The sequence below is a fragment of the Neokomagataea anthophila genome (assembly GCF_018122595.1).
Classification (GTDB): domain Bacteria; phylum Pseudomonadota; class Alphaproteobacteria; order Acetobacterales; family Acetobacteraceae; genus Gluconobacter; species Gluconobacter anthophilus.
Map to the genome: position 1 here is coordinate 42,485 of NZ_JAGRQH010000006.1, position 20,817 is coordinate 63,301.

The window sequence follows — 20,817 nt, forward strand, 5'->3', positions numbered from 1 at the left end:
ATGGGTGATACAATCGTGAATCAAACGCTGGAACAGGCTTACCGTGCGGCTGCAACACCGATTGTGATCGTGGGGCATGTGGACCATGGCAAGTCCACGCTGATTGGCCGTTTGCTCTATGACACGGATAGTTTGCAAGACGGTAAGCTGGCGCAGATTGTGGAGAGCAGCCGCAAGCGTGGCCTCGCGGTGGAGTGGAGCTTCCTGCTGGACTCCTTGCAGATTGAGCGTGACCAAGGGGTGACGGTTGATTCCACACGGATTCCGTTCCGTTTGGGGAGCCGTGAGTTTGTGATTGTGGATGCGCCGGGCCACCGTCAGTTTCTGCGGAACATGATTACGGGTGCGGCAGATGCGGAAGCGGCTGTGCTCGTCGTGGATGCCAAGGAAGGCGCGCAAGAACAGACGCGTCGCCATGCGCTTTTGCTGCGTTTGATCGGCATTCGTCATGTGATCGTGCTGTTGAACAAAGCCGATATGCTTGGTTTTGATGAAGCGCAGATTGTGCAGGCGGAAAGCGATGTTCGTCAGCTTTTAGGGCGTTTGGAAATTTCCGTAGAAGCTGTGGTACCTGCTTCTGCGCGTGATGGTGATAATATTGCCAGCCGTTCCGAGCGCTCTGCTTGGTATAAGGGCCCAACACTGGTGGAAGCGCTGTCGAATGTGCAGCCACCCGCACCACGTTTGGCGTTGCCGTTCCGTATGCCGGTGCAAGATGTGTATCGTTTTGATGGTGTGCGTTATGTTGCCGGTCGGATTGAGCGGGGTACTGTGCGTCAAGGCGATAAGCTCGCGATTGGCGTGCAGGGGCAAGTGGCAACCGTTGCGGAAGTGTGCCGTTGGCATGCGCCGGAGCATTCTGTGGCGGGAGCAGGTGAGTCTATTGCGCTGCGTTTAGAGCCAGACTTGGTGCCTGATCGTGGGGATTTATTGTTCCCTGCCGGGCAGAGCGAGAATGCGCCGATTAAATCGGCACGGCTGCGCACGCGTCTGTTCTGGCTGCGTGGGGAGCCTTTGCGTGTGGGCGAAAGCTTTACCTTGCGTTTAGCTACAGCAGAGCATGATGTCACCGTGGCGTCGATTGATGCTGTAGTGGATCTGGATGATCTAAGCATGGGGCCGGGTGATACGGCTCAGCCTGATGGTTTTGCGGAAGTCACGCTTGCGGCCTCACATGCGCTGTTATTTGATGCGTTTACGCCGGGCCTAGGTGATGGGCGTGGCGTTTTGGTGGATCGCTTCCAGCGTATTGTAGGCGGCGCTCCATTGATCGGTGGAGCGGAATTGGATGAGGGGGCTTTGGCCATTCATCCGACGGCAAGCCGTGTATCTGCTGAGGCACAACAGCGTGCCCGCGGGCACCGTAGTGCAGTGTTCTGGCTGACGGGTCTGCCCGGTTCCGGCAAGAGCACAGTGGCGCGTTCTGCTGAGTTGGCTTTGACGGAGCAGGGCGTACAAGCAACCGTTCTGGATGGTGATACGCTGCGTGCTGGTTTGTGCAGTGACTTAGGTTTCTCACCAGAAGACCGCCGAGAGAATATTCGCCGTGCCGCGCATGTGGCGAAGATTTTAGCGGAGAGTGGTCAGGTTGTGGTGGTTGCGCTGGTCTCCCCATTGCGGGAAGATCGGGAGCAGGCACGACACATCATCGGTGAAGGTTTCCACGAGGTCTTTGTGGATACGCCATTGGAGACGTGTGAAACGCGGGACCCGAAGGGTCTCTATGCAGCCGCACGTTCGGGGAAGATTGCGGAGTTCACGGGGGTTTCTGCTCCGTATGAAGCACCTTTGGAGCCTGAGCTTCGTTTGGCTGCGGATTTGAATGAAGAAGAAGCGAGCGGTAGTCTGACAGGCTATGTGCTGCGGGCCGTGCAGCCGTAAAAATCACATCAGGGGTACAGTGTATTCTGTGCCCCTGAGTGTTTGACATAAACGTGGTTTTGGTAACGTCCACACGCTTTGTGTGGAGATATGAATGTATAGGCCAGTGGCATGGTGATCTGGCCTTTATTGTGAAAAATGCGCCACATTTTTCAACGCAGTCTTGTGATCTAGTGTTGGGTGATTTCTTTTTAGACTTTGCGTAAAAATTCAGCTTTCAGCATGTAGCTGCCAGCTTCAACAGCATGATCACCACTGCGTAGGCGAATATTTTTGATTTTTGTGCCGACTTTGAGGGCGTTTGATCCCCCTTTCACTTTGAGATCTTTAATGATCATCACGGTATCCCCATCAGCAAGAGGAGTGCCGTTTGAATCACGGATGATGTCTTCATCAGGGGTTGTCTCTGCGATATCTGCAGGCCATTCATAGCCGCAAATATTACAGACATGATGAGGGCCTTGAAGGTGGTTATCTTCAAGGGTGCATTGCGGGCAAGCGGGTGTTGTTGTGCTCATACTGGTTGTGTGTAAGCGGTGAGCGCGTGGGAGACAATATATTCGATTTCGAAACAATTTAGGCATATAAGAAGGGTACTCTTTCATTTGAGAATATGATGATGCACCTGAAAAAATGTTTCTTAATCGCATTAATGTGTGCGCTGCCCTATCAGGCGGTTTATGCGGCTGATAATAGCGTCCTCCAGAAAATGTTTGATGACGATCAAGCTGCACGCAACGCGGAAGATATCAATTGGAAGGTACTGAATGTTCAGGATGAGCAACGTCGCGTTAGGCTGACGGCGCTCTTGAAAGCCGGTGAACTGAAAACGGGGCGTGATTATTATAACGCGGCCTTATATTGAGCAGCATGGGCACAAACCAGAAGATTATTTGCGGGCGCATTGTCTTGCCGTAACCGCGCTAATGTTGGGATATAAGCCTGCACGTTGGATCAGTGCTGCGACGTTGGATCGTTATTTGGTTTTTACCGGGCACGCACAAATTTACGGCACTCAATCATCGGGGAAGGTGCCGCAAGACCCGACGGCGGAGATGGAAATGTCCCAAGAGCCTTATGACCGTTCGGTGCTGACGGATGATATGCGGCGGATGTCAGGTGTGCCGGGTATTCCAGAACAAGAACGGAATATGAAAGCGGGTATTTACCATCAGTCTTTGGATGACTGATGACGCGTTGCGAGCAAGGCTGTGTCTGGAGCAGGTGCGAATGACCTGCTCCAGAAGAGCGGGGTTATGTTGCTTTCTTACGGGGTGCGACCAGCCTAAAAAGTGGGCCGGTGAGTGTGGTGGAAATTACGGCCAAGATCATTAGTGATGCGAAGGCAAATTCTGACAACATACCTTGCGCGTGCAAAATGGTTGCTGCCACAATTTCCATTAACCCCTTACATTGTAAGAGTGTTCCTACGCTTAAGGACTGACGCAGGGTCAGGCCTTTGGTGGGAGGGAAAAGGCAGACAGCGGCAATTTTGGTGATGATTGAAACCGCGACCAACGCCAGAGATGCAACGACGGATGGCCACGTCAGGGCGTCACCATCAATCTTCAGGCCACTATGACCGAAGAACATTGGTGCCAGCCAAATCAAGGAGAAGGTGCCAACTTGTGCGATTGGCAGACGGCGTGCCCATGAAGGCGGCATAATCGCGCCAGCAAAATAAGCGCCGATTAACTCATGAAGTCCTAACTGCATACTCGCCCATGATCCGGCGGCAAGATACACGGGAACAGTCACCCAGATGAGCCATGATGGTGGGTTACGGAGATGGCGTGAAGCCCAGTTGCCGCCAGCCGCCAAGGCAATGAGCAATAGGACGGCTAAGCCTTCAAGGCCAGTCCAGCCATGGAGGGCAGCGCTACCGCGTGCAGCAAACTGTAGTACAGCAAGGCCAACCCACAGCGTTGCGTCATCAATGACCGCGAGTTTAAGCGCTAATTGTCCTAGGGGTTTTTGAGCAGGTTTTAATTCACGGACTACACCGATCAACACCGGTAAGGCACTGACAGCAATACATAAGCCAATGGATGCGGCTGCAATGAGAGGCGTTGCGTGTGGTGGGTGCCAGCCCGGTAAGGGGAGTAGGTAGGTCAGCGCAAAAATGGAACCAATGATGAAGGGGCCACCTAAGGCGACAAAAGCACCGCCAATCAAGCGCCCAAGAGTGGGGGCAGGGAGTTCATCGCTGGCAAGCGTACCGGCGGGCTGTTGCCACATTTCCAGTCCTGCCGTGAAGGCGAGAACAAGGACGGCGACCCATCCGATATCATTTCCATAGGTCGATGGAATACCAAGTGTTTTTACTGGCACATGCCAGACGGCCATGAGTATTCCGACCAATATAGGTAAGACCGCAATCGGTAATGCGCGCTTTGTTCCTCGCCACAGAATCCATGGCAGTAGAACAAATAGGGCAGCATCAGCGATCAGAGCGGCAACATTATGCATTGAATCTTTCCAGTTGCTCGTTTGAACTCCGAGCTTATGAGAAATTTCCCTGTATATGCAAACTATAGGAGTGGAAGGTTGTATTTTATTGTGAAAGGTATGGCCGTTTAGGGCGTATCATGATTCCCACAGCAAGAGCGAGGTAGCAGGAGAGAGCGCCGAGGGTGATGGCCCATCGTGGTCCGAATGTGTCTGCTACCCATCCGGCGATTGGCGCACCGATGGGCGTTCCTCCGAGTACAACCCCGATGCGAAGCGCGATGACACGGCCACGATATGCGGGTTCTGTAGCCAACTGCATGAGCGTATTAGAGGTGTTGGTGAAGAGTAAGGCGGCAATGCCGATGCTGATAATGGTGATGCCAAAAAGCCAGTAAGTGGGGGCGAGTGCGGCGGCAGTACAACTCAGGCCGAGCAATCCGGCGGAAAGAAGGAGGCTATGGTAGCGGTCTTTTTGGTTAAAGCCGCTCAGTGCTGCTCCGATGACGGAGCCAACTGCCATGATGGATGATAGCAGGCCATAACGCCCTGCACTGGCGTGAAAGACATGGACGGCCATGGTGGCTACAAAAAGGGACATGTTCAGCGCAAAAGTACCGATCAGCGCGAGCATAATGAGCGTGGAGCGCAGTTCGTTTTTGCGCCATGCGTAGCGTAGGCCATCTAAAAAACGTTGGCTTTGGATCGATGAACGGCTGGTGTTGCGTTTTGTGCGCAGTAGAAATAACGAGCCGAGGACCGCAAAAAATGAAGCGCCGTTGATGAGAAAGGTCCAGCCTGTGCTTGTGGCACTGATGATCGCTCCCCCGACGGCAGGACCTATAAAGCGGGCTGCATTAAACGAAATGGAATTAAAAGATACTGCTGCAGGCAAGGCTGTATCGCCTACGAGGTCCCCAATAAAGACTTGGCGCACAGGCGCATCAAATGATGCTGCTGTGCCGAAGAGAAAGGTGAGGATGTATAGTCCCCAACGATCAATGTGGTGGGTGATAGTGAGGACGCCAATGCACAGTGCAAGAACTGCCATTGTGCTCTGTGTGATGATCAGAAGGCGCCGCCTGTCATAGCGGTCCGCCAAAGTGCCGGTCCATGGCAGGAAGAGAATGGGTGAGACAAATTGGAGGGCGATGACCGTTCCCAAAAGGGATGCGCTGTGGTGGGGAAGCTCCGTGAGTGCCAGCCAGTCTTGCCCCGTACGCTGGACCCATGTGCCAATATTGGACACGAAGGTCCCGGCTGCCCAGAGGGCATAATCCCGCTGTTTAAAAAGCAGTAATTGCTGCGGTGTATGGCGTTGTTTGCAGGGGGACCGCTGCAAAATGCGGAGCATGGCGTGCGTGTCCTTTAGTCTTTTACAGGTACATCAGCACCGATGGGTTCGCGGGGCTAGTGCATCATAGTGCGGGGCAGAGGGAAAGGCTGGTGGCGTCTTTTGGTGGTGCTACGCGCGAAAATGTGAGGTGATTTCTGTATCTGGAGCGCTAAAGATGACACCATAGATAGTGATTCGCCACTCGGCGGAGGGTTCAAACATGACAAAAACACTCGATATTTCCCGGAAATTAAGTGGAGATTCGCTCAGTACGTTTATTGCGACGATTTCAGCGACAGGCGGTTTGTTGTTTGGGTATGATACCGGCATCATTTCCTCTGCTTTGCTACAAATACGGGCGCAATTTCATCTCAGCACGTTGGGTGCAGAGATTGTGACATCGACGATTATTCTCGGTGCATTGGTAGGTTGTCTTGGAGCCGGACCTATTTCGGATCGGTTCGGTCGGCGCAAAACAATCATGCTGGCGGCCGCTTTGTTTATCGTGGGCACGATCGGTGCAGCCGCTGCGACGACCGTGCAGGTTTTGTCCCTCTCGCGTCTTGTGCTCGGCTTGGCGATTGGTGCAGCCTCTCAGATTGTGCCGATTTATATTGCGGAGATTTCACCCGCGCATCGGCGTGGGCGCTTGGTTGTGGCGTTCCAGCTTGCGGTGGTGATGGGCGTAACCTTTTCGTTTTTAACGGGATATGCGCTGCAACATGCGAGTTGGCGTTGGATGTTTGGCATTGGGATGTTGCCAGCAGTTGTGCTGTTTGTCGGTATGGCTTTTCTGCCCAATAGCCCGCGCTGGCTTGCGATGCAGGGGCGCCATGATGAAGCGTTAGAGGTCTTGCTGCGTGTGCGCAGTTCATCAGATATCGCGCATGACGAATTGCATGATATTGTTTCCCATCAGGAGAAACAGGCACCGTGGTCTGAGCTCAAGAAACCATGGGTGCGCCCGGCTTTGGTTGCCTCGGTTGGGATTGCGCTTTTGTGCCAACTCACGGGCATTAATGCGATTATGTACTATGCACCAACCATTTTTGCCGGTGCGGGTTTTGGTGAGTCCACAGCACTTTTGACGTCTGTTGCGGTTGGTTTGGCTATGGTCGGGGCCACTTTTTTTGGTGGTTGGGCTGTGGACCGCTGGGGCCGTCGGACGTTGATTCTGCGTATGCTGCCGGGTGCTGCCGTTTCGCTTGTTGTGTTGGGGTTGATGTTCTCGCTGCATTTGACCCATGGCTGGGGCGCGTGGGTCATGGTGCTATCGCTCATGGGCTATACGGTGTTTAATACTGGCAGCTTGTCGGTAGCGATTTGGCTCGTGGGTGCGGAGGTTTATCCGCTGTCGTGCCGGAGCAAGGGCATGAGCTTAGTGGCGGGAAGCCATTGGGGTGCCGATTTGTTGATTTCATTAACGACATTGACCCTCGTGCGTGAGCTTGGGGCAGATATGACGTTCTGGCTGTATGCGGCAGTGAATGCGTTCGCTGTATGGTTTGTGCTGCGTTATGTGCCCGAAACCAAGGGTTATTCTCTTGAGGAGTTAGAGGCGCGGCTGCGGAATGGTACGTTTGCCCCTGTTGATCGTGCACGGCATTCCGGCCGGCTTCGGGCGCATAGCCCAAATACCGGCACGGACCATGTTCATGGGCGGCCGACTGAGCTGTAATCGAACCCAGCGTCCCGCATGATACGGGCGCTCCAGATGTTGCGAAGGTCAACAATCACGCGCCCTTGCATAGTGTCTTTCAAGCGTTCCGGGTCTAGGGCTCGGAACATATTCCATTCGGTTAAAACGACCAACGCATCGGCTCCCTGAGCGGCATCGAGCGCATCGGTGCAATAATGCAGTTCTGCCGGTAGGAGTGGTTTAGCGGCGGTCATGCCTTCGGGGTCAAAGACACGCAAGGTTGCGCCTTGTTCATGCAGAGTCTGGATAATGGGTAGTGAGGCTGCCTCACGCATGTCATCGGTATCAGGCTTAAAGGTAAGGCCAAGAACAGCAATGGTTTTACCACGGACGGAACCGCCAGAACGGGCGATGATCCGTTCGGCCATGTCCACTTTGCGGCGTTCATTAATGCGGACGGTCGTGTCGACGAGTTGAGCTGGGGCCCCTGCATCTTTGGCAATGGCGCTGAGGGCGCGGGTATCTTTGGGGAAACAGGAGCCGCCATATCCTGGGCCAGGATTCAAGAAGCGTTTTCCAATCCGCTGATCTAACCCCATGCCGCGTGCGACATCATGAATATTACCGCCGACTTTTTCGCAAAGGTCAGCCATTTCATTGATGAAGGTGACTTTCATCGCCAAAAAGGCATTAGCGGCATATTTCGTGAGCTCGGCTGTTTCCAAGTCTGTCAGGACAATGGGAGCCTCAATGAGCGACAGCGGACGATAAAGACGGCGCATCAGTTCGGTGGCGCGGGCGCCTTTATCGTCTGTATCATGGTTGATGCCGATGATAACGCGATCGGGGCGCATGAAGTCCCCAATGGCATTGCCTTCTCGGAGAAATTCCGGGTTGGAGGCGACGTCAAAGGAGAGTTCTGGTCGTGTCTCCTTCAAAATACGGGCAACTTCACGCCCGGTACCGACAGGAACTGTCGATTTCGTGACGATTAGGAGGTCTTTTTTAGCAGCCAATGCGATTTCGCGCGTAGCCGCGTAGACGTAGGTGAGGTCAGCATGGCCGTCACCACGACGGGTTGGTGTGCCAACAGCGATGAAAACGGCGTCAGCGTCAGCAATGGCACTGGTGAGGTCATTGCCAAAAGTTAGGCGGCCGGCTTGGGTATTGCTGGCGACGATTGTATCGAGGCCGGGTTCAAAAATGGGAATACGGCCTTCACGCAAAGCCGCGAGTTTCTTTTCGTCGCGTTCAACGATGGTAACATCTGTACCGAATTCGGCGAAACATGCCCCCGAGACGAGCCCGACATAACCGCCGCCGATCATAGCGATACGCATAAAGAAATCTCTCCGTCAGTCCTACTCTTAGTCCATAGCCGACCGATGGATGGGGGGAAACCCATTGGGAATATTAAGGTTTTTTGCGGGGGGATTGGTCGCGGAGGGGCAGCTTCTTTTTCTTGGAGAAAAGAAGCAAAAGACTTTTTGAAAATTTGGGATGGAATTGAGTTTGGCAGCAGGTTTTTGTAAAAAAATGGCCCAACCTCTCCGTAAAGAGGCTGGGCTGTATGCCGTGTTATTAGTTGAACGGCATGTAACGCAGGGACATCATGACCATGTTGTCATCCGTGTGAGGACGACCGCCAACACCAGAGAATGAGTCGACATAGGTGTAAGAGTACTGACCACCGATACGCACTGTACCGTAGTCACCCTTCATGTAGTCATACCAGAAACCTGCGGTGGCTTGAGCAACTGTACGCACGTTGCTGCTTGCTGCACAGAGGGTAGACATTTCGGTGTTGCAGCCTGTCATGTTGGCGAGTGGGCTGCCATAACCGTAAGCCTTACCGCCAGATGTGAAGGCTTCACGTGATGTTACGCGTTCTGCACCGGCATAACCGTAAAGCTTAAGAGCTTTTGTTGGGTTTCCGTAAACGCCGAACAGGATATTCGCTTCAGGCAGAGCCTTTGGTGCGCCTGTTGGGCTGAAGGTGAAGTCGGGGATATTGGACGTGCCGTAACGGCCCAAGCCAACGCCCGCTAAGCCAGACGCTTGGAAATACAGCTTTTTGTCGATGATTGGCAGGATCATACCGCCGCCACCGCCACCTGCGATGGTAGTATGGTTCTGGCCTGCACCAGTTGCGCTGACGCGGTCGTGGAAGAAGCGCAGCAAGCCGGTGAGTTCGTAGTGACCCCAGCCTGGATCAGCTGCAAATTTAGTAATGACGTCAGGCGCAATATCTGTAGCGTACCATGTGTCCGGATTGTTCACGTTTGTGCCGGTGACACGGTATGTGACGTTGCTTTGCAGCGGTGTGCCAGCTGGAACGGAAGATGGGTTTTCCAGCGACAGAGCAACGTGGTAGCGGCTGTTATCGAAGCCCTTTACGATACGGACTTGGCTGTTACGCGTCCAGTTAAAGCCGGGAACGTATTGTGCTTCGATGGTGAGCGGGATTTGCTCATCACGTGCTGACAGACCTTTGTTGTACAACGTGATGAGGGACCAGCTTTGACCACCAAGAATTTGTAGGTCGTCCGCCTTATCTTTTAACTCACCGTAGAATACGCGTGAGCGTAGAACGTAGGAGTTAGATTGACGGGAGTTTGAAGCAGAACCGGCGCCTTGGAAGTCTGTTTCGACGTAACCATCGGCTTCGAGTTTCGGTGTGATCATGCCTTCCACCAAGGCGGCCAAACGGCTCTGACGTTCAGTCTGGTGGAATTCGGTCATGTTATAAGTTGAGCTATTGCCCCACGGAATGGCGTTGTAGCCTGTGGAGATATCGGAGCCCGTGTTGCGTGAGCGCCAGATTCCAGCGGCTTCAGCAAAGCCACCCAGCGTGATGCGCACACCGCCGACTTGAATTTGGCCACGGCGCAGGGGGCCATAGAGGCTGGAATGAGCGGCAGGGGTGCCGGTAATTTCACCATACGGCGTGCCAGCGGTACGGGCAGGTGCCAGTGTTGGCTGTGCGACAGCCCAGCTACCTTTGCCGTTTTGGCCAATCATAGTGGAGCGGGTGCCGTAAGGGTTATTTTCGGCATCTTCACGCTGATGTGCCAGCACGGCACGTGCACGTTTTACTTCTTCAGCATGCTCTTTTTTCATTGAGCTCAGCTGTGCCTGCATGGCGCGGATCTGGCGCTCCATGACTTCCATTTGATCAGCTGCATGAGCGCGTGGCGTTAGGCCGCCCAGAAGAGCTAGGGCAGAAGTGGCAAGAAGCGTACTTGTCCGGCGGAGTGAGTGTGTCATTGCCGCGTGTGATTCCTTCGCATCGGGTAGGGGTGCGGGTTCTTTCGGCGGAGTATCTGATTTCGTGAATAGCGCACCGCGAAGGTTTCATGGCAAGTATATGACATATTTATTACAAAAAGAGCATTTTTCGCACTTTTCTGGGTTATTTCGCCTGTGAAATTATTTTTAAAAATGACAAAAAACTGATGCTTTATCGTTGTGTGTGACTGAAATACAACTATTTCATAAGCTTGTCATGAAACTATCATGGAACTGCATCTGTTGTGGAAAACCCTCCCGGGCTAGACAGATGCACGTTTTCAAAATGTTCGACCGAGGGGTCCCCATGATTAAGAGCAAAATTGCGCTTTTGGGCTTTGCCGCTATGACAGCGCTTGGTGCATTCTCCGCACAAGCAGCAGACATCACAGGTGCAGGTTCCAGCTTTGCTGCGCCGATTTATGGTGCATGGGGCCAGGCTGCGAAAAGCCAAGTTGGCGTAACGGTTAATTACCAGAGCGTTGGTTCAAGTGCTGGGCAGGATCAGGTTATTGCACGGACCGTTGATTTCGGTGCGTCTGATAAGCCGATGGCTGCTGAGCGTCTGGCGAAGGAACATCTGTTCCAGTTCCCAACGGTGATGAGCGGTATCGTTGTTGTTGCTAACGTACCAGGTGTAAAGCCGGGTTCATTACATCTTGATGGCCCGACGATTGCGGCATTGTTTGATGGTGAGATCAGCACCTGGAATGATGATCGTATTAAAGCTCTGAACCCAGGCGTTGATCTGCCAGATACGGATGTTGCTCCGGTGCACCGTGCAGATGGTTCGGGCACGAGCTTTGTCTTTACGTCTTATTTGTCTCAAGTGTCTCCTGAGTGGAAGCAGAAGCTTGGTGCTGGTACGTCCATCGCATGGCCGGGCGGTTCAGGCGCGCGTGGTAATGACGGCATTGCGGCTATGGTGAAGCAGACGGAAGGTGGCATTGGGTATGTTGAATACTCTTATGCCGCTCAAAATCATCTGAACATTGCGCAAATCCGCAATCATGCGGGCAAGTTTGTTGCTCCGTCTCTGAAGGGCTTTGTCGAAGCAGCACAATCTGCTGATTGGACTGGGGCTTCTAACTATGCGGTGAATTTGCTGGATACGGCAGGTGCAGGTGCATGGCCAATCGTGACGGCAACATTTGTGCTGGTTCCTACGAATCCAACAAATGCGGATAATGCCGCGGCTGTTCGTAAGTTCTTCACCTTTGGTTTTGAACATGGCGATGCTGATAATGTTCGCCTTGAATATGTTGGTTTGCCAGCCTCTGTGAAGCAGAGCGTATTGGCGCACTGGCCACAATAATCACTCTTTTCCTTTGAGTGTTTGCTAGAAAAGCGGGTTCCGAGAGGGGCCCGCTTTTTTTTGTATTGGAGGAGAAGAATGTGATTCTGCGCAGAGTTTGTGCATTATTTTTGAGTGCTCTCTTTTGGCCTTATGCCGTGTTGGCGGACGGCGTGCCATTAAGCTCAGAGGAGGCTGCTGCTGAGGCTCGGATGGAACCTCATGGTGTTGTGGGGGAGTTCACTATGGCTGTCTGCGGGACAGGTCATGTAAATGGGTCTGTCTTTTTGGATTCCCGTGAGAATTACAGGGACCAGAGAACGCTTATTATTGAGATTCCAGATGCGGTTGTGCAGCGTGCGGGACTGACACCGGAGCAGGTGCAGGGGCGCTATTTAGGGCGGCGTATCCGTGTGAGCGGATGGGCGCGGCGTGTACCGATCGATGTTTATGATAACCGTGGGAATGTTATACGGATTTATGATCAGATTCAGGTGCATCTGAGCGCATTGGATGCCGTACAGTTGGAAGGCCTGCAGCGTGATGATTCAGCTTGTCATGCTGAAAAAGCGCCGATGGTGTCATAAAGACCATCGGCGCTGCTCTAAAAACTGAAATCAGATTGTTTATACGGCGTTAGGCTTGTGGTTTCCGGGAGTTTGCCTTGGCGACTTGCTTGCCCCATTCCACGAGCTCTTTTGAACAATCGGCACGGTCCAGACGGCACTCAATGAGGGTTGGGCCGCGTGTATGTTTTTGAGCTTCTGCGATCGCGGCTTTAAGCTCGGCGCCTGTTGTGGCTGTCAGGCCGAGGGCCTTTCCACCGCGCAGTGAACCGTCTTCTGCGCCGGTGCCGCCATTGAAGGCATCCATCAGCTTCGCGTAGTTCCAGTTTTGGATGTAGTTATATGGCCCGTCATGGATTTTGATTTCGATGACATAGCCAAAATTATTGATCAGGAAGATGATGACCGGCACTTCGTAACGGATCATCTGAGCGACTTCCTGAGCCGTCAGTTGGAAAGAACCATCGCCAACCATAAGCACATGTTTGCGCTCCGGTGCAGCAACAGCACTACCGAAGACGGATGGAACACTCCAGCCGATATGGCCCCATTGCATTTCAGATTCGACGCGTGCGCCTTCTGGCAGGGTCATGCGTGTTGCGTTGAACCAAGAATCGCCTGTTTCAGCAAAGAGCGTGGTGTCACCATCGACCAGGGCGTTGATCTGACGTGTCAGTTCATCGTTGGTCAGCTTGGCGTCTGGTGCGGCAGGGGCAATTGTCAGAGGTGTATAAGAATCTTTGGCTGAAGCGGGCTTGGATGGTGCTTTTGCGGCCAAAGCGCTGACAAAGGCTTTGAGTGGGACGCTGGCGAATTGTTGGTTATCGACAGTGACACTCTCTGGGTTCACTTCGATGACGTTTTCGCCACGGATCAGTTTGCGCCAGCCGACCGATGCGTAATCATTCCAGACGGGGCCGAGTGTGATGACGCCATCTGCGCCTTCAACAATCTTCTCAGTGCCTTCGCTGCTGACTTCGCCCCAATAGACGCCTCGGTATAGAGGGTGTGCTTCTGAGAAGAGGCCCTTTGCTGCGCTCATTACGGTGACGGCGCAGCCGAGGCGTTCTGCCAGTGTGACGGTTTCTTCGAGTGCTTCGGCTGATTTGAGTTTGTTGCCGACCAGAATGACCACCTTCTCGCGTTTTTCGAGGAACGCCAAGCTGGCATCTAGAGCGGCGTTCAGGCTGGTGTCATCAACGGGTTGGCCAGAGAAAAGTGCCGAAATTGGGCCGGGGCGTACGCAAGGGGATGCTGCGATGTTGCAGGCAATTTCAAGGTAGGCAGGTTTCTTCTCGCGTAGGGCCGTGCGGATGACGTGGTCGATCTGTGCCGGTGCATTTTCGGGAGAAACGATGATTTCAGCTGCAACGGTAACGTGCCGCACCATCTCGCGCTGATAGGAGTAATCTGTCAGGCCGATTGTGTGGTGAAGAACGTGGCCGGAACCGTGATCATTGGTGTTTGGCGCGCCGGAAACAAGGATAACGGGCAGGTTCTCAGCGTAAGCGCCGCCGATGCCGTTCATGGCAGAAATTGCGCCGACGCTGAAGGTCACGATGGCGCAGGCTGCACCGTTGGAACGCGCATAGCCTTCAGCAGAGAAGCTGCAGTTTAGCTCGTTACAGCTATAGATTTGTTCCGTACCGCCGTGCTCGATCAGTTGGTCGAGCAGCACCAGGTTATAGTCCCCGGCAACAGCGAAGTGATGCTTGAGCCCGATTTGGGTCAGTCGTTCGGCGAGGTAATGTCCGACGGTGAACGTCATAATCTTCAGTGCCTCATTGACCGCGCGGGCGTAGCCGTAAAACATGACAAGCATGTTCCGGCGGGCGACACGGCGGGGAAGCGCGACAAGCCGTCAGGATCGGCGGCGCCATCTGCGCGGGGTTGAAAATGAAGGGCGCGAATAGAGCAGTCGAAGGGCTTTGGGGATTGTTCCGTAATGGGGCTGTAAACCAGCATCGCCCTGTTGTGCTCCTTCAATAAAGACCGCGTTTCGCGCTCATGAACACTCTAAGCGTTAAGGCCGTTATAAAGAACGACCTATGTCAAAACTTAACGGCAACGTGATGAGGATACAAAATAGGAGAAACCATTCACAAAAATAAAATTAATCGGTTTCACTAAACTTTTTGCATTTTGTAAGCGTTATCCCAACAGAACAGCAAGAGGTGTGGTGATGGTAGATCGTAACATTATCCGTACGACGGCGGGGGCCCCTTGGGGGAGCAACCAAGACAGCAAAACCGCAGGTTCCCGCGGTCCTCTGCTGTTAGAGAATTATCAATTGCTCGAAAAATTGGCGCATCAAAACCGTGAGCGTATTCCAGAACGAACGGTCCATGCGAAAGGTTCCGGCGCTTTTGGCACCTTTACGGTGACGCAGGATATTACGCGGTATAGCTGTGCTTCAATTTTTGCAGAGGTCGGTAAGAAAACGGATGTTTTGACGCGTTTCTCCACGGTTGCAGGTGAACGTGGTGCTGCGGATGCTGAGCGTGACGTGCGCGGTTTCTCCATGAAGTTCTACACGGATGACGGAAACTGGGACTTGGTGGGGAATAACACGCCGGTTTTCTTCCTGCGTGACCCGATTAAGTTCCCGGATTTTATCCATACGCAAAAACGCCACCCGCGGACGAATATGCGCTCTGCAACGGCAATGTGGGATTTCTGGTCTTTAAGTCCGGAGAGCCTGCATCAAGTGGCGATTCTGTTCTCTGATCGTGGCTTGCCGCAGGGTTACCGGCATATGCATGGCTTTGGTAGCCATACGTTCTCTTTGTGGAATCGCAAAGGGGAGCGTTTTTGGGTGAAGTTCCACTTTAAGACCCAGCAAGGCATTCGTAATTGGACGAATGAAGAAGCTGCGGATGTTGTGGCCGCAAACCGTGAGAGTGCGCAGGAAGATCTTTATAACGCGATTGAAAATGGCGATTTCCCGCGTTGGAAAGTCTATATTCAGGTGATGGAAGAGGAAGAAGCAGAACGTGTTTCTTTCAACCCGTTTGACGTGACGAAGGTATGGTCACAGTCGGATTATCCATTGCAAGAAATCGGTGTGATGGAGTTGAACCGTAATGCGGTGAATTACTTCGCAGAGATTGAGCAGTCCTCTTTCTCACCATCCAATGTGGTGCCGGGGATTGGTTTCTCACCGGATCGTATGTTGCAAGGCCGTTTGTTTGCTTACGCGGATGCTCACCGTTACCGTGTTGGTACGCATTATGAAGCTCTGCCTGTGAACCGTCCGAAAGTGGCTGTGAAGAATTACCATCTTGATGGGCCGATGCGTTTTGATGCGCCAGAGCCGGGTGATGGTGGTTATTATGAGCCGAACTCTTTTTCGGGGCCGGTAGAAGATCCATCCGCAGTTGAGCCACCGCTGAAGATTAATGGTGATGCTGCATATTATGAGCACCGTGCGGATGGCGATGACTTTGCACAGCCTCGTGCTCTGTTTCACCTGTTCAATGCAGAAGAAAAAGCACGTTTCTATGCGAACTTCGCGGGTGCAATGGCGGGTGTTCCGTCTGAGATTGTGGAGCGTCAGCTGGCATTGTTCCGCAAGGCTGACCCGGAATGGGAAGACGGTGTGCGTAAGGCTTTAGCCGCAGCGTAACACTGGGAGCTTGGGGCAGCTCGTGAGGGGTGCCCCAATGTTCTAATAGTATGCAACACCGCACCTGAGCTGATGGGCTAAGGCGCGGTGTTTTTGTTTTAGCGCGGACGAATAGCGGAGACTTGGTGTCCAATATGCCCGCCACCTGCCAGTGTTCTGCGGCGGTGGCTGAAAAATCGCTGGTCAGTTAGGGTATCGACGTTGAGGCTGCTGACCGTTATGGCACCCGCCGCGCGGAGTCGAGCTGAGCAGTAGCCGGATAAATCAAAGAGAAAATGGCCATCACGCGGTGCGGTGCGGAAGAAGAGAGGGCCGCGTTCTGGGTCTTGTGTGCATACGGCGTCATACATATCGGGGCCGGTTTCATAGACAGAGCCGCCGATACACGGGCCGACGGTTGCGTGAATATCTTCGGCGCCGATCGCTTTCATGGCTGAGATAACAGCTTCAATGACGCCGCCAACTGCACCGCGCCATCCGGCATGTGCTGCGCCGACAATATGTCCATCACCAGAGGAGAGCAGCAGTGGGCCGCAATCCGCTGTGATCGTGCTGATGCCAATTTCGGGACAATCCGTGACGAGAGCATCTCCTTCAGGGCCGCGTCCTGTGGGCCAGAGGGGAGTATCGGAACGGATTGTGTGGACGATGGCACTGTGGGTTTGCTTGAGGCCTAGAAAACGGGCGGGTTGAACGCCAAGTGTACGCGCGATTCGGGATCGGTTTTCAGTGATATTTTCGGGTGCATCGACCGAAGATAATGAACCATTGAGGCTATCAAACGGTGCGGGAGAGACGCCGCCTAAGCGTGTAAAGAAACCATGAGGCACGGCGAGGTGCTCATCACGCAGGAACAGTTCTGGTGCGATGAGTGTATCAGGCATGGGCTGTGCTCCGGCCTGAACGGCGCCAAGCGTAAATCATGATGCTGATCCCTGCGAGTGCCATGGGGATGCATAGGAGTTGGCCCATTGTGGTGCCGCCGGGGAGGAAGCCAATATTCGCATCCGGTTCACGGAAAAATTCACAGAAGCTGCGGGCGAAGGCGTAGCCTAGGAGAAAGAGCCCGGAAAGGAAGCCTGTCCGTTGACGGAGTTTCTCTTGCCCAGCAGCTACGAGCATAACCAGCAGTAATAGGACGCCTTCGGTCAGGGCTTCATACAGTTCTGATGGATGTCGAGCGATGGGACCACCAGTAGGGAAGATCATGGCCCATGGTAAGTTTTCCGGCGCGGGGCGCCCCCAGAGTTCACCATTAATGAAGTTGGCACAGCGGCCGAGGCCTAATCCGATGGGGACGACGGGTGCGATACGGTCAGCAAAGGCGAAAAAGTTAATTTTCCGCTTCCATGTAAACCACACCAGCATGAGGATGACGCCCAATGCGCCACCGTGGAAGGACATTCCGCCTTGCCATGTTTTGAGAATTTCGATGGGGTGGGTCAGGTAAAAATCTGGACGATAAAATAAGACATAGCCCAGTCGGCCACCCAGTAAGACGCCGAGAATGCCGTAAAAGAGAAAGTCATCAACCAAAGCGTTGTCAGCGACGCTTGGTGAAAGGCGGCAGAGGCGCTTTGCCAAGGGGAGTGCTAAAATAAAAGAGACCATATAGGCCAGCGCATACCAGCGGACGGATAAGGGGCCGATATGAAAGGCGACCGGGTCAAAACCGGGAAACAGGAGCGGGTGACTCATGAGGTAAAGGGCTCCAGCAGGGGTGGCCTTATGGGATAAAGCGATGACCAATAAGGGAATGCCAGCCGTGACGCTGACGGTACTTCCTGTATAGTCGTTCTATCGCTACGAACCAAGCAATGCGGACTCGGCCTTTTGTGGTTTTCGGGTATGGGTGTTGTGTTTAGGAGTTGCACGAATGTCGATTAAGGCTCGTTTTTTTGATGATATTGCTGGGCTTGCTGGCAATGCTTTTTCTGCGGCGAATGGTGTGCGTGAAGAAATTCATGCAATTGTACGGGCACGCGTTGATGAAGTTCTGAATGGTTTAGATCTTGTGCGTCGTGACGAGTTTGACGCTATTCAGGAAATGGCAGGGCGTGCACGTTTAGCGCAAGAAGAGGCTGAAGCACGGTTGGCCGGGTTGGAAGAGCGACTGGCGCGTTTAGAAGCTGTGCAGAAGGTTGAGCCATCTGCAGAAGGCTGAATGGTCTTTTACTGAGCGTGTGCTCTATAGATTTAAAAAGGCCTCCCAAGTTCTGGGAGGCCTTTTTTATTGGAGGTGTTAGCGTGGGGCGAAGAGGCCAAGGTCAAGGTGGTGGCCGTTTGAGTAATTGAGGCCAGTGATGCGCCCATACTCTGTGATGTCTATTCCGGTAGGCGCGAGTGCTTGGCGGAAAGCGGCTTCGTCTTTGTGATCAATGAGTACGAGGCTGCATTGTTTATGCTCCGCTAGGTAACGCGCTGCGGGTTGAGGGCCTAAAAGCTGCGTATTGGGGCCGGACAGGAAAACAAGGCTGGGCTCAGAATAGGATGTTGAGATGAGTGTGCTGTCTGCGCAGGGTTGGACGGTGTGAAACAGTTCTGCCGCGCGTGGTGCAAGGCGAATTGTTTGTAGATTTGGGATCACAGCCAAGAATAGTCCGGCTTGTGTCAGAATGGCGGCTCCCATGACGCAGAAGAGGGCCTGACGGCGTTCGTGTTTGAGAATGAACCAAATCGCGAGCAGCATGAGGGGGAAAGCGCCGCTGAAGCCGATGAGGACACGGATTGAGAGTTTATGCTCAAGATGTGCAAGCAGAATGGTGCCTGCAGCACAGAAGGCGAGGCCTATAGCAGCCCATACGGTTCCGTAGAGGCCTGCCAGTACCGTGCCAATGCGGTTGAGTTTTTCACGTTGCCAGAGGGTCAGTGATGCTGCGGTCAGAATGGCGATCGCAGGATAGGTTGGTAGAACGTAATGGGGCAGTTTGGTAGCGATGAGCTCAAACACCAGCCAGTGAGGTAGAATCCAACTGAGAAGAAAGCGGACTTCTGGAAGGGCGCGATGCCGCCAGATGGCAGGGAGTGCTAAAGCGGCAAAGAGTGACCCCGGCCAGAAGGCGATGGCAAAAACGGCTAAGTGGTAGCCTGGGAATAAGCCGTGAGACTCCTGAGCATGTCCGACTTTTCCAAGGAAGTTGTGACCCACAGCAAGAGAAAAGAATTGGCCATGGCTGAGGGTATTGATCGCGATGCACCATGGCAGAACGACTGCGAGCATAAGCAGCCAGCCCCATGAAGGGCGCATGCGTTTGAAAAGGTTAGGCTGGGTTGAGCGCTCGTTAGTGAAACGCTCTGAAAGCCAGAAGGCGAGGGGGGTGCCGAAGGCTGGAATCAGGACCACTGGCCCCTTGAGCATGAGGCCGACGCCGCACGCTAGCCAATAGAGAAGGGCTGTTTTGAGGGGGGTGGGGCGTGCGTTTTCGCGGTCTTTAAAGGCGTGTAGGAGTGCGGCTTGAACCGTGAGAATATTGAGAAGTAGGACGGTATCGATGGTGGCCATGCGGCTTTCGGCCACGAATAGAGTGGACACCATGAGCAAGCCAGCCGCGAGCAGCCCGGTTATGCCACCAAATAATGTGCTGCCAATCCATGCCGTGAGAGGAACCGCCACGGATGCAGCTATGAGGCTGGGAATACGGTAAGGCCATGTTTGGCGCAGCACATCGGGGCCAAATACATCTTCTGCGAGCGCTGTTGCGGTAGATTCGAGCCAATAAATGCCCGCAGGTTGAAGGTAACGTGGTTTGTCTTGGAAGCGGACATCAACGTAGTTGTGAGAGAGCAGCATTTGCTCTGATGCTTCCATATAGCGTGGCTCATCCCGGTCTAATGGGGGAAGAGACATACGCCCGGGAAGGGCCAAGATGAAGGTCATCAGGCCAAGAGAAATGTAATGGCGGAGTGTTAATGTCATGAAGGCATGTCCAAGTTCACCAGTGGATTCTCTGGTTCAGTCACGCAAAAAAATGGCAGCGAGAACGCTGCCATAATGAGCGGTTTTAGTGCTCGATTGTGCGTGACGGGAGGTGGGTCCGATTTTGGAGCCACATAACGCCGAGAAGGTCACGAATACCGACAAGGGCGCGGTTTAGGTTCGTATATTTTGATTGGCCATGTAGACGGGAACGGTGTTGCACTTCATGGCAGATGAGTGGTGCGCCGTAATGGCCTAACAAAGCGGGTAAAAAGCGATGAACGCCCTCAAACTGAGGGATACGCAAGAACATTGCCCGCGAGAAAAGCTTGAGTGGTGCGCCAGTATCTGGGCAGCCGTCATTCAAGAGTTTGACACGCAGGCCGTTCGCAAATTTTGTGGCGATACGGCGTGAGAGGCGATCACTACGTTTGCGGCGTACACCAACGACGAGAGCGGGTGTGCCTTCGGCCTTTTGAGCGAGAGCAAGCATAGTGATGATTGCAGAAGGGTCATCTTGGCCGTCACCATCAATGGTGGCAATCCATTCCCCTTTTGCAGCTTCGATGCCAGTGCGTAGCGCGGCAGATTTTCCAAGGCGCTTAGGATGGCTGATGATACGAAGCTGAGGCAGGAAGGAGGCGCGGGCCTCAAGAAGTTTCTGCACCGTGCTGTCTGTACTGCCGTCATCTACTGCGACAACCTCACATGCTGGGAGGTGCTCAAGTGTTGCGGCGATTTCCTGACAGACGGGGAGAATATTGTCGGCCTCGTTTAACACCGCCATGACAATGCTGATCGTGAGAGAGCTTTGCGTCATAGGG

Annotated in this window: 18 protein-coding genes; 8 read left to right on the top strand and 10 right to left on the bottom strand. The window is 53.6% G+C overall.

All coding sequences use genetic code 11. The features are described 5' to 3' along the window. Positions 1–1,881 (top strand): adenylyl-sulfate kinase, encoded by a 1,881-nt coding sequence (cysC, locus tag KB213_RS09060; protein WP_211682376.1) that lies wholly within the window; start codon positions 1–3, stop codon positions 1,879–1,881. 191 nt (positions 1,882–2,072) lie between these two features. On the opposite strand, the gene KB213_RS09065 is transcribed toward cysC, so the two are convergent. After that, the gene (locus tag KB213_RS09065; RefSeq protein WP_211682378.1) at positions 2,073–2,399 is read right to left on the bottom strand and encodes a zinc ribbon domain-containing protein YjdM; all 327 of its coding nucleotides are present in this window, start codon (positions 2,397–2,399) and stop codon (positions 2,073–2,075) included. Positions 2,400–2,590: 191 nt separating this feature from the next. Between KB213_RS09065 and KB213_RS09070 the strand changes: the two genes are divergently transcribed. Together KB213_RS09070 and KB213_RS09075 are read left to right on the top strand one after the other, a co-directional pair. Next, positions 2,591–2,746, top strand: coding sequence for a hypothetical protein (locus KB213_RS09070; RefSeq protein ID WP_211682381.1), 156 nt, complete (start codon positions 2,591–2,593; stop codon positions 2,744–2,746). Further along, entirely contained in the window at positions 2,718–3,071 is a 354-nt protein-coding gene (locus tag KB213_RS09075) for a hypothetical protein (protein WP_211682383.1), read from the top strand. The genes KB213_RS09070 and KB213_RS09075 overlap by 29 nt, the downstream gene beginning before the upstream one ends. A gap of 64 nt (positions 3,072–3,135) precedes the next feature. Here the strand turns inward: KB213_RS09075 and KB213_RS09080 are convergent, their stop codons facing one another. Both KB213_RS09080 and KB213_RS09085 read right to left on the bottom strand, forming a co-directional pair. After that, complete coding sequence (locus KB213_RS09080; protein WP_211682385.1) at positions 3,136–4,350, bottom strand: cation:proton antiporter; 1,215 nt, start codon at positions 4,348–4,350, stop codon at positions 3,136–3,138. A gap of 85 nt (positions 4,351–4,435) precedes the next feature. After that, entirely contained in the window at positions 4,436–5,683 is a 1,248-nt protein-coding gene (locus KB213_RS09085) for an MFS transporter (protein ID WP_211682387.1), read from the bottom strand. A 202-nt stretch (positions 5,684–5,885) separates the two neighbouring features. Between KB213_RS09085 and KB213_RS09090 the strand changes: the two genes are divergently transcribed. After that, positions 5,886–7,343, top strand: coding sequence for a sugar porter family MFS transporter (locus KB213_RS09090; RefSeq protein WP_211682389.1), 1,458 nt, complete (start codon positions 5,886–5,888; stop codon positions 7,341–7,343). Here KB213_RS09090 and KB213_RS09095 read toward each other — a convergent pair. Both KB213_RS09095 and KB213_RS09100 read right to left on the bottom strand, forming a co-directional pair. Continuing rightward, positions 7,319–8,644: a UDP-glucose dehydrogenase family protein gene (locus KB213_RS09095; RefSeq protein ID WP_211682391.1), complete on the bottom strand. Its 1,326-nt coding sequence runs from the start codon at positions 8,642–8,644 to the stop codon at positions 7,319–7,321. The genes KB213_RS09090 and KB213_RS09095 overlap by 25 nt on opposite strands. Positions 8,645–8,885: 241 nt before the next feature. Further along, positions 8,886–10,571, bottom strand: coding sequence for a hypothetical protein (locus KB213_RS09100; RefSeq protein ID WP_249110436.1), 1,686 nt, complete (start codon positions 10,569–10,571; stop codon positions 8,886–8,888). Positions 10,572–10,899: 328 nt separating this feature from the next. On the opposite strand from KB213_RS09100, the gene pstS reads away from it, so the two are divergent. Next, entirely contained in the window at positions 10,900–11,907 is a 1,008-nt protein-coding gene (pstS, locus tag KB213_RS09105; RefSeq protein WP_211682393.1) for a phosphate ABC transporter substrate-binding protein PstS, read from the top strand. 80 nt (positions 11,908–11,987) lie between these two features. After that, complete coding sequence (locus tag KB213_RS09110; protein WP_211682396.1) at positions 11,988–12,473, top strand: hypothetical protein; 486 nt, start codon at positions 11,988–11,990, stop codon at positions 12,471–12,473. A gap of 49 nt (positions 12,474–12,522) precedes the next feature. Here KB213_RS09110 and KB213_RS09115 read toward each other — a convergent pair whose 3' ends face one another. After that, the gene (locus KB213_RS09115; RefSeq protein WP_211682488.1) at positions 12,523–14,220 is read right to left on the bottom strand and encodes an alpha-keto acid decarboxylase family protein; all 1,698 of its coding nucleotides are present in this window, start codon (positions 14,218–14,220) and stop codon (positions 12,523–12,525) included. A gap of 414 nt (positions 14,221–14,634) precedes the next feature. Between KB213_RS09115 and KB213_RS09120 the strand changes: the two genes are divergently transcribed. After that, positions 14,635–16,077, top strand: coding sequence for a catalase (locus tag KB213_RS09120; protein WP_211682398.1), 1,443 nt, complete (start codon positions 14,635–14,637; stop codon positions 16,075–16,077). A gap of 98 nt (positions 16,078–16,175) precedes the next feature. On the opposite strand, the gene KB213_RS09125 is transcribed toward KB213_RS09120, so the two are convergent. Continuing rightward, a complete protein-coding gene (locus KB213_RS09125) occupies positions 16,176–16,961 on the bottom strand; it encodes a polyphenol oxidase family protein (protein WP_211682400.1) in 786 nt (261 codons plus the stop codon). Continuing rightward, positions 16,954–17,775 carry a prolipoprotein diacylglyceryl transferase gene (gene lgt / locus KB213_RS09130; protein WP_211682402.1) on the bottom strand — a complete coding sequence of 274 codons (822 nt, stop codon included), beginning with the start codon at positions 17,773–17,775 and terminating at the stop codon, positions 16,954–16,956. Before lgt ends, KB213_RS09125 begins: the two co-directional genes overlap by 8 nt. Before the next feature lie 178 nt (positions 17,776–17,953). Between lgt and KB213_RS09135 the strand changes: the two genes are divergently transcribed. Then, entirely contained in the window at positions 17,954–18,241 is a 288-nt protein-coding gene (locus tag KB213_RS09135) for an accessory factor UbiK family protein (protein ID WP_068171952.1), read from the top strand. A 78-nt stretch (positions 18,242–18,319) separates the two neighbouring features. On the opposite strand, the gene KB213_RS09140 is transcribed toward KB213_RS09135, so the two are convergent. Beyond that, on the bottom strand, positions 18,320–19,993 hold the full coding sequence (locus tag KB213_RS09140) for an ArnT family glycosyltransferase (protein ID WP_211682404.1): 1,674 nt from the start codon (positions 19,991–19,993) through the stop codon (positions 18,320–18,322). Positions 19,994–20,078: 85 nt separating this feature from the next. Next, positions 20,079–20,813: a glycosyltransferase family 2 protein gene (locus tag KB213_RS09145; protein WP_211682406.1), complete on the bottom strand. Its 735-nt coding sequence runs from the start codon at positions 20,811–20,813 to the stop codon at positions 20,079–20,081. Positions 20,814–20,817 lie beyond the last annotated feature (4 nt).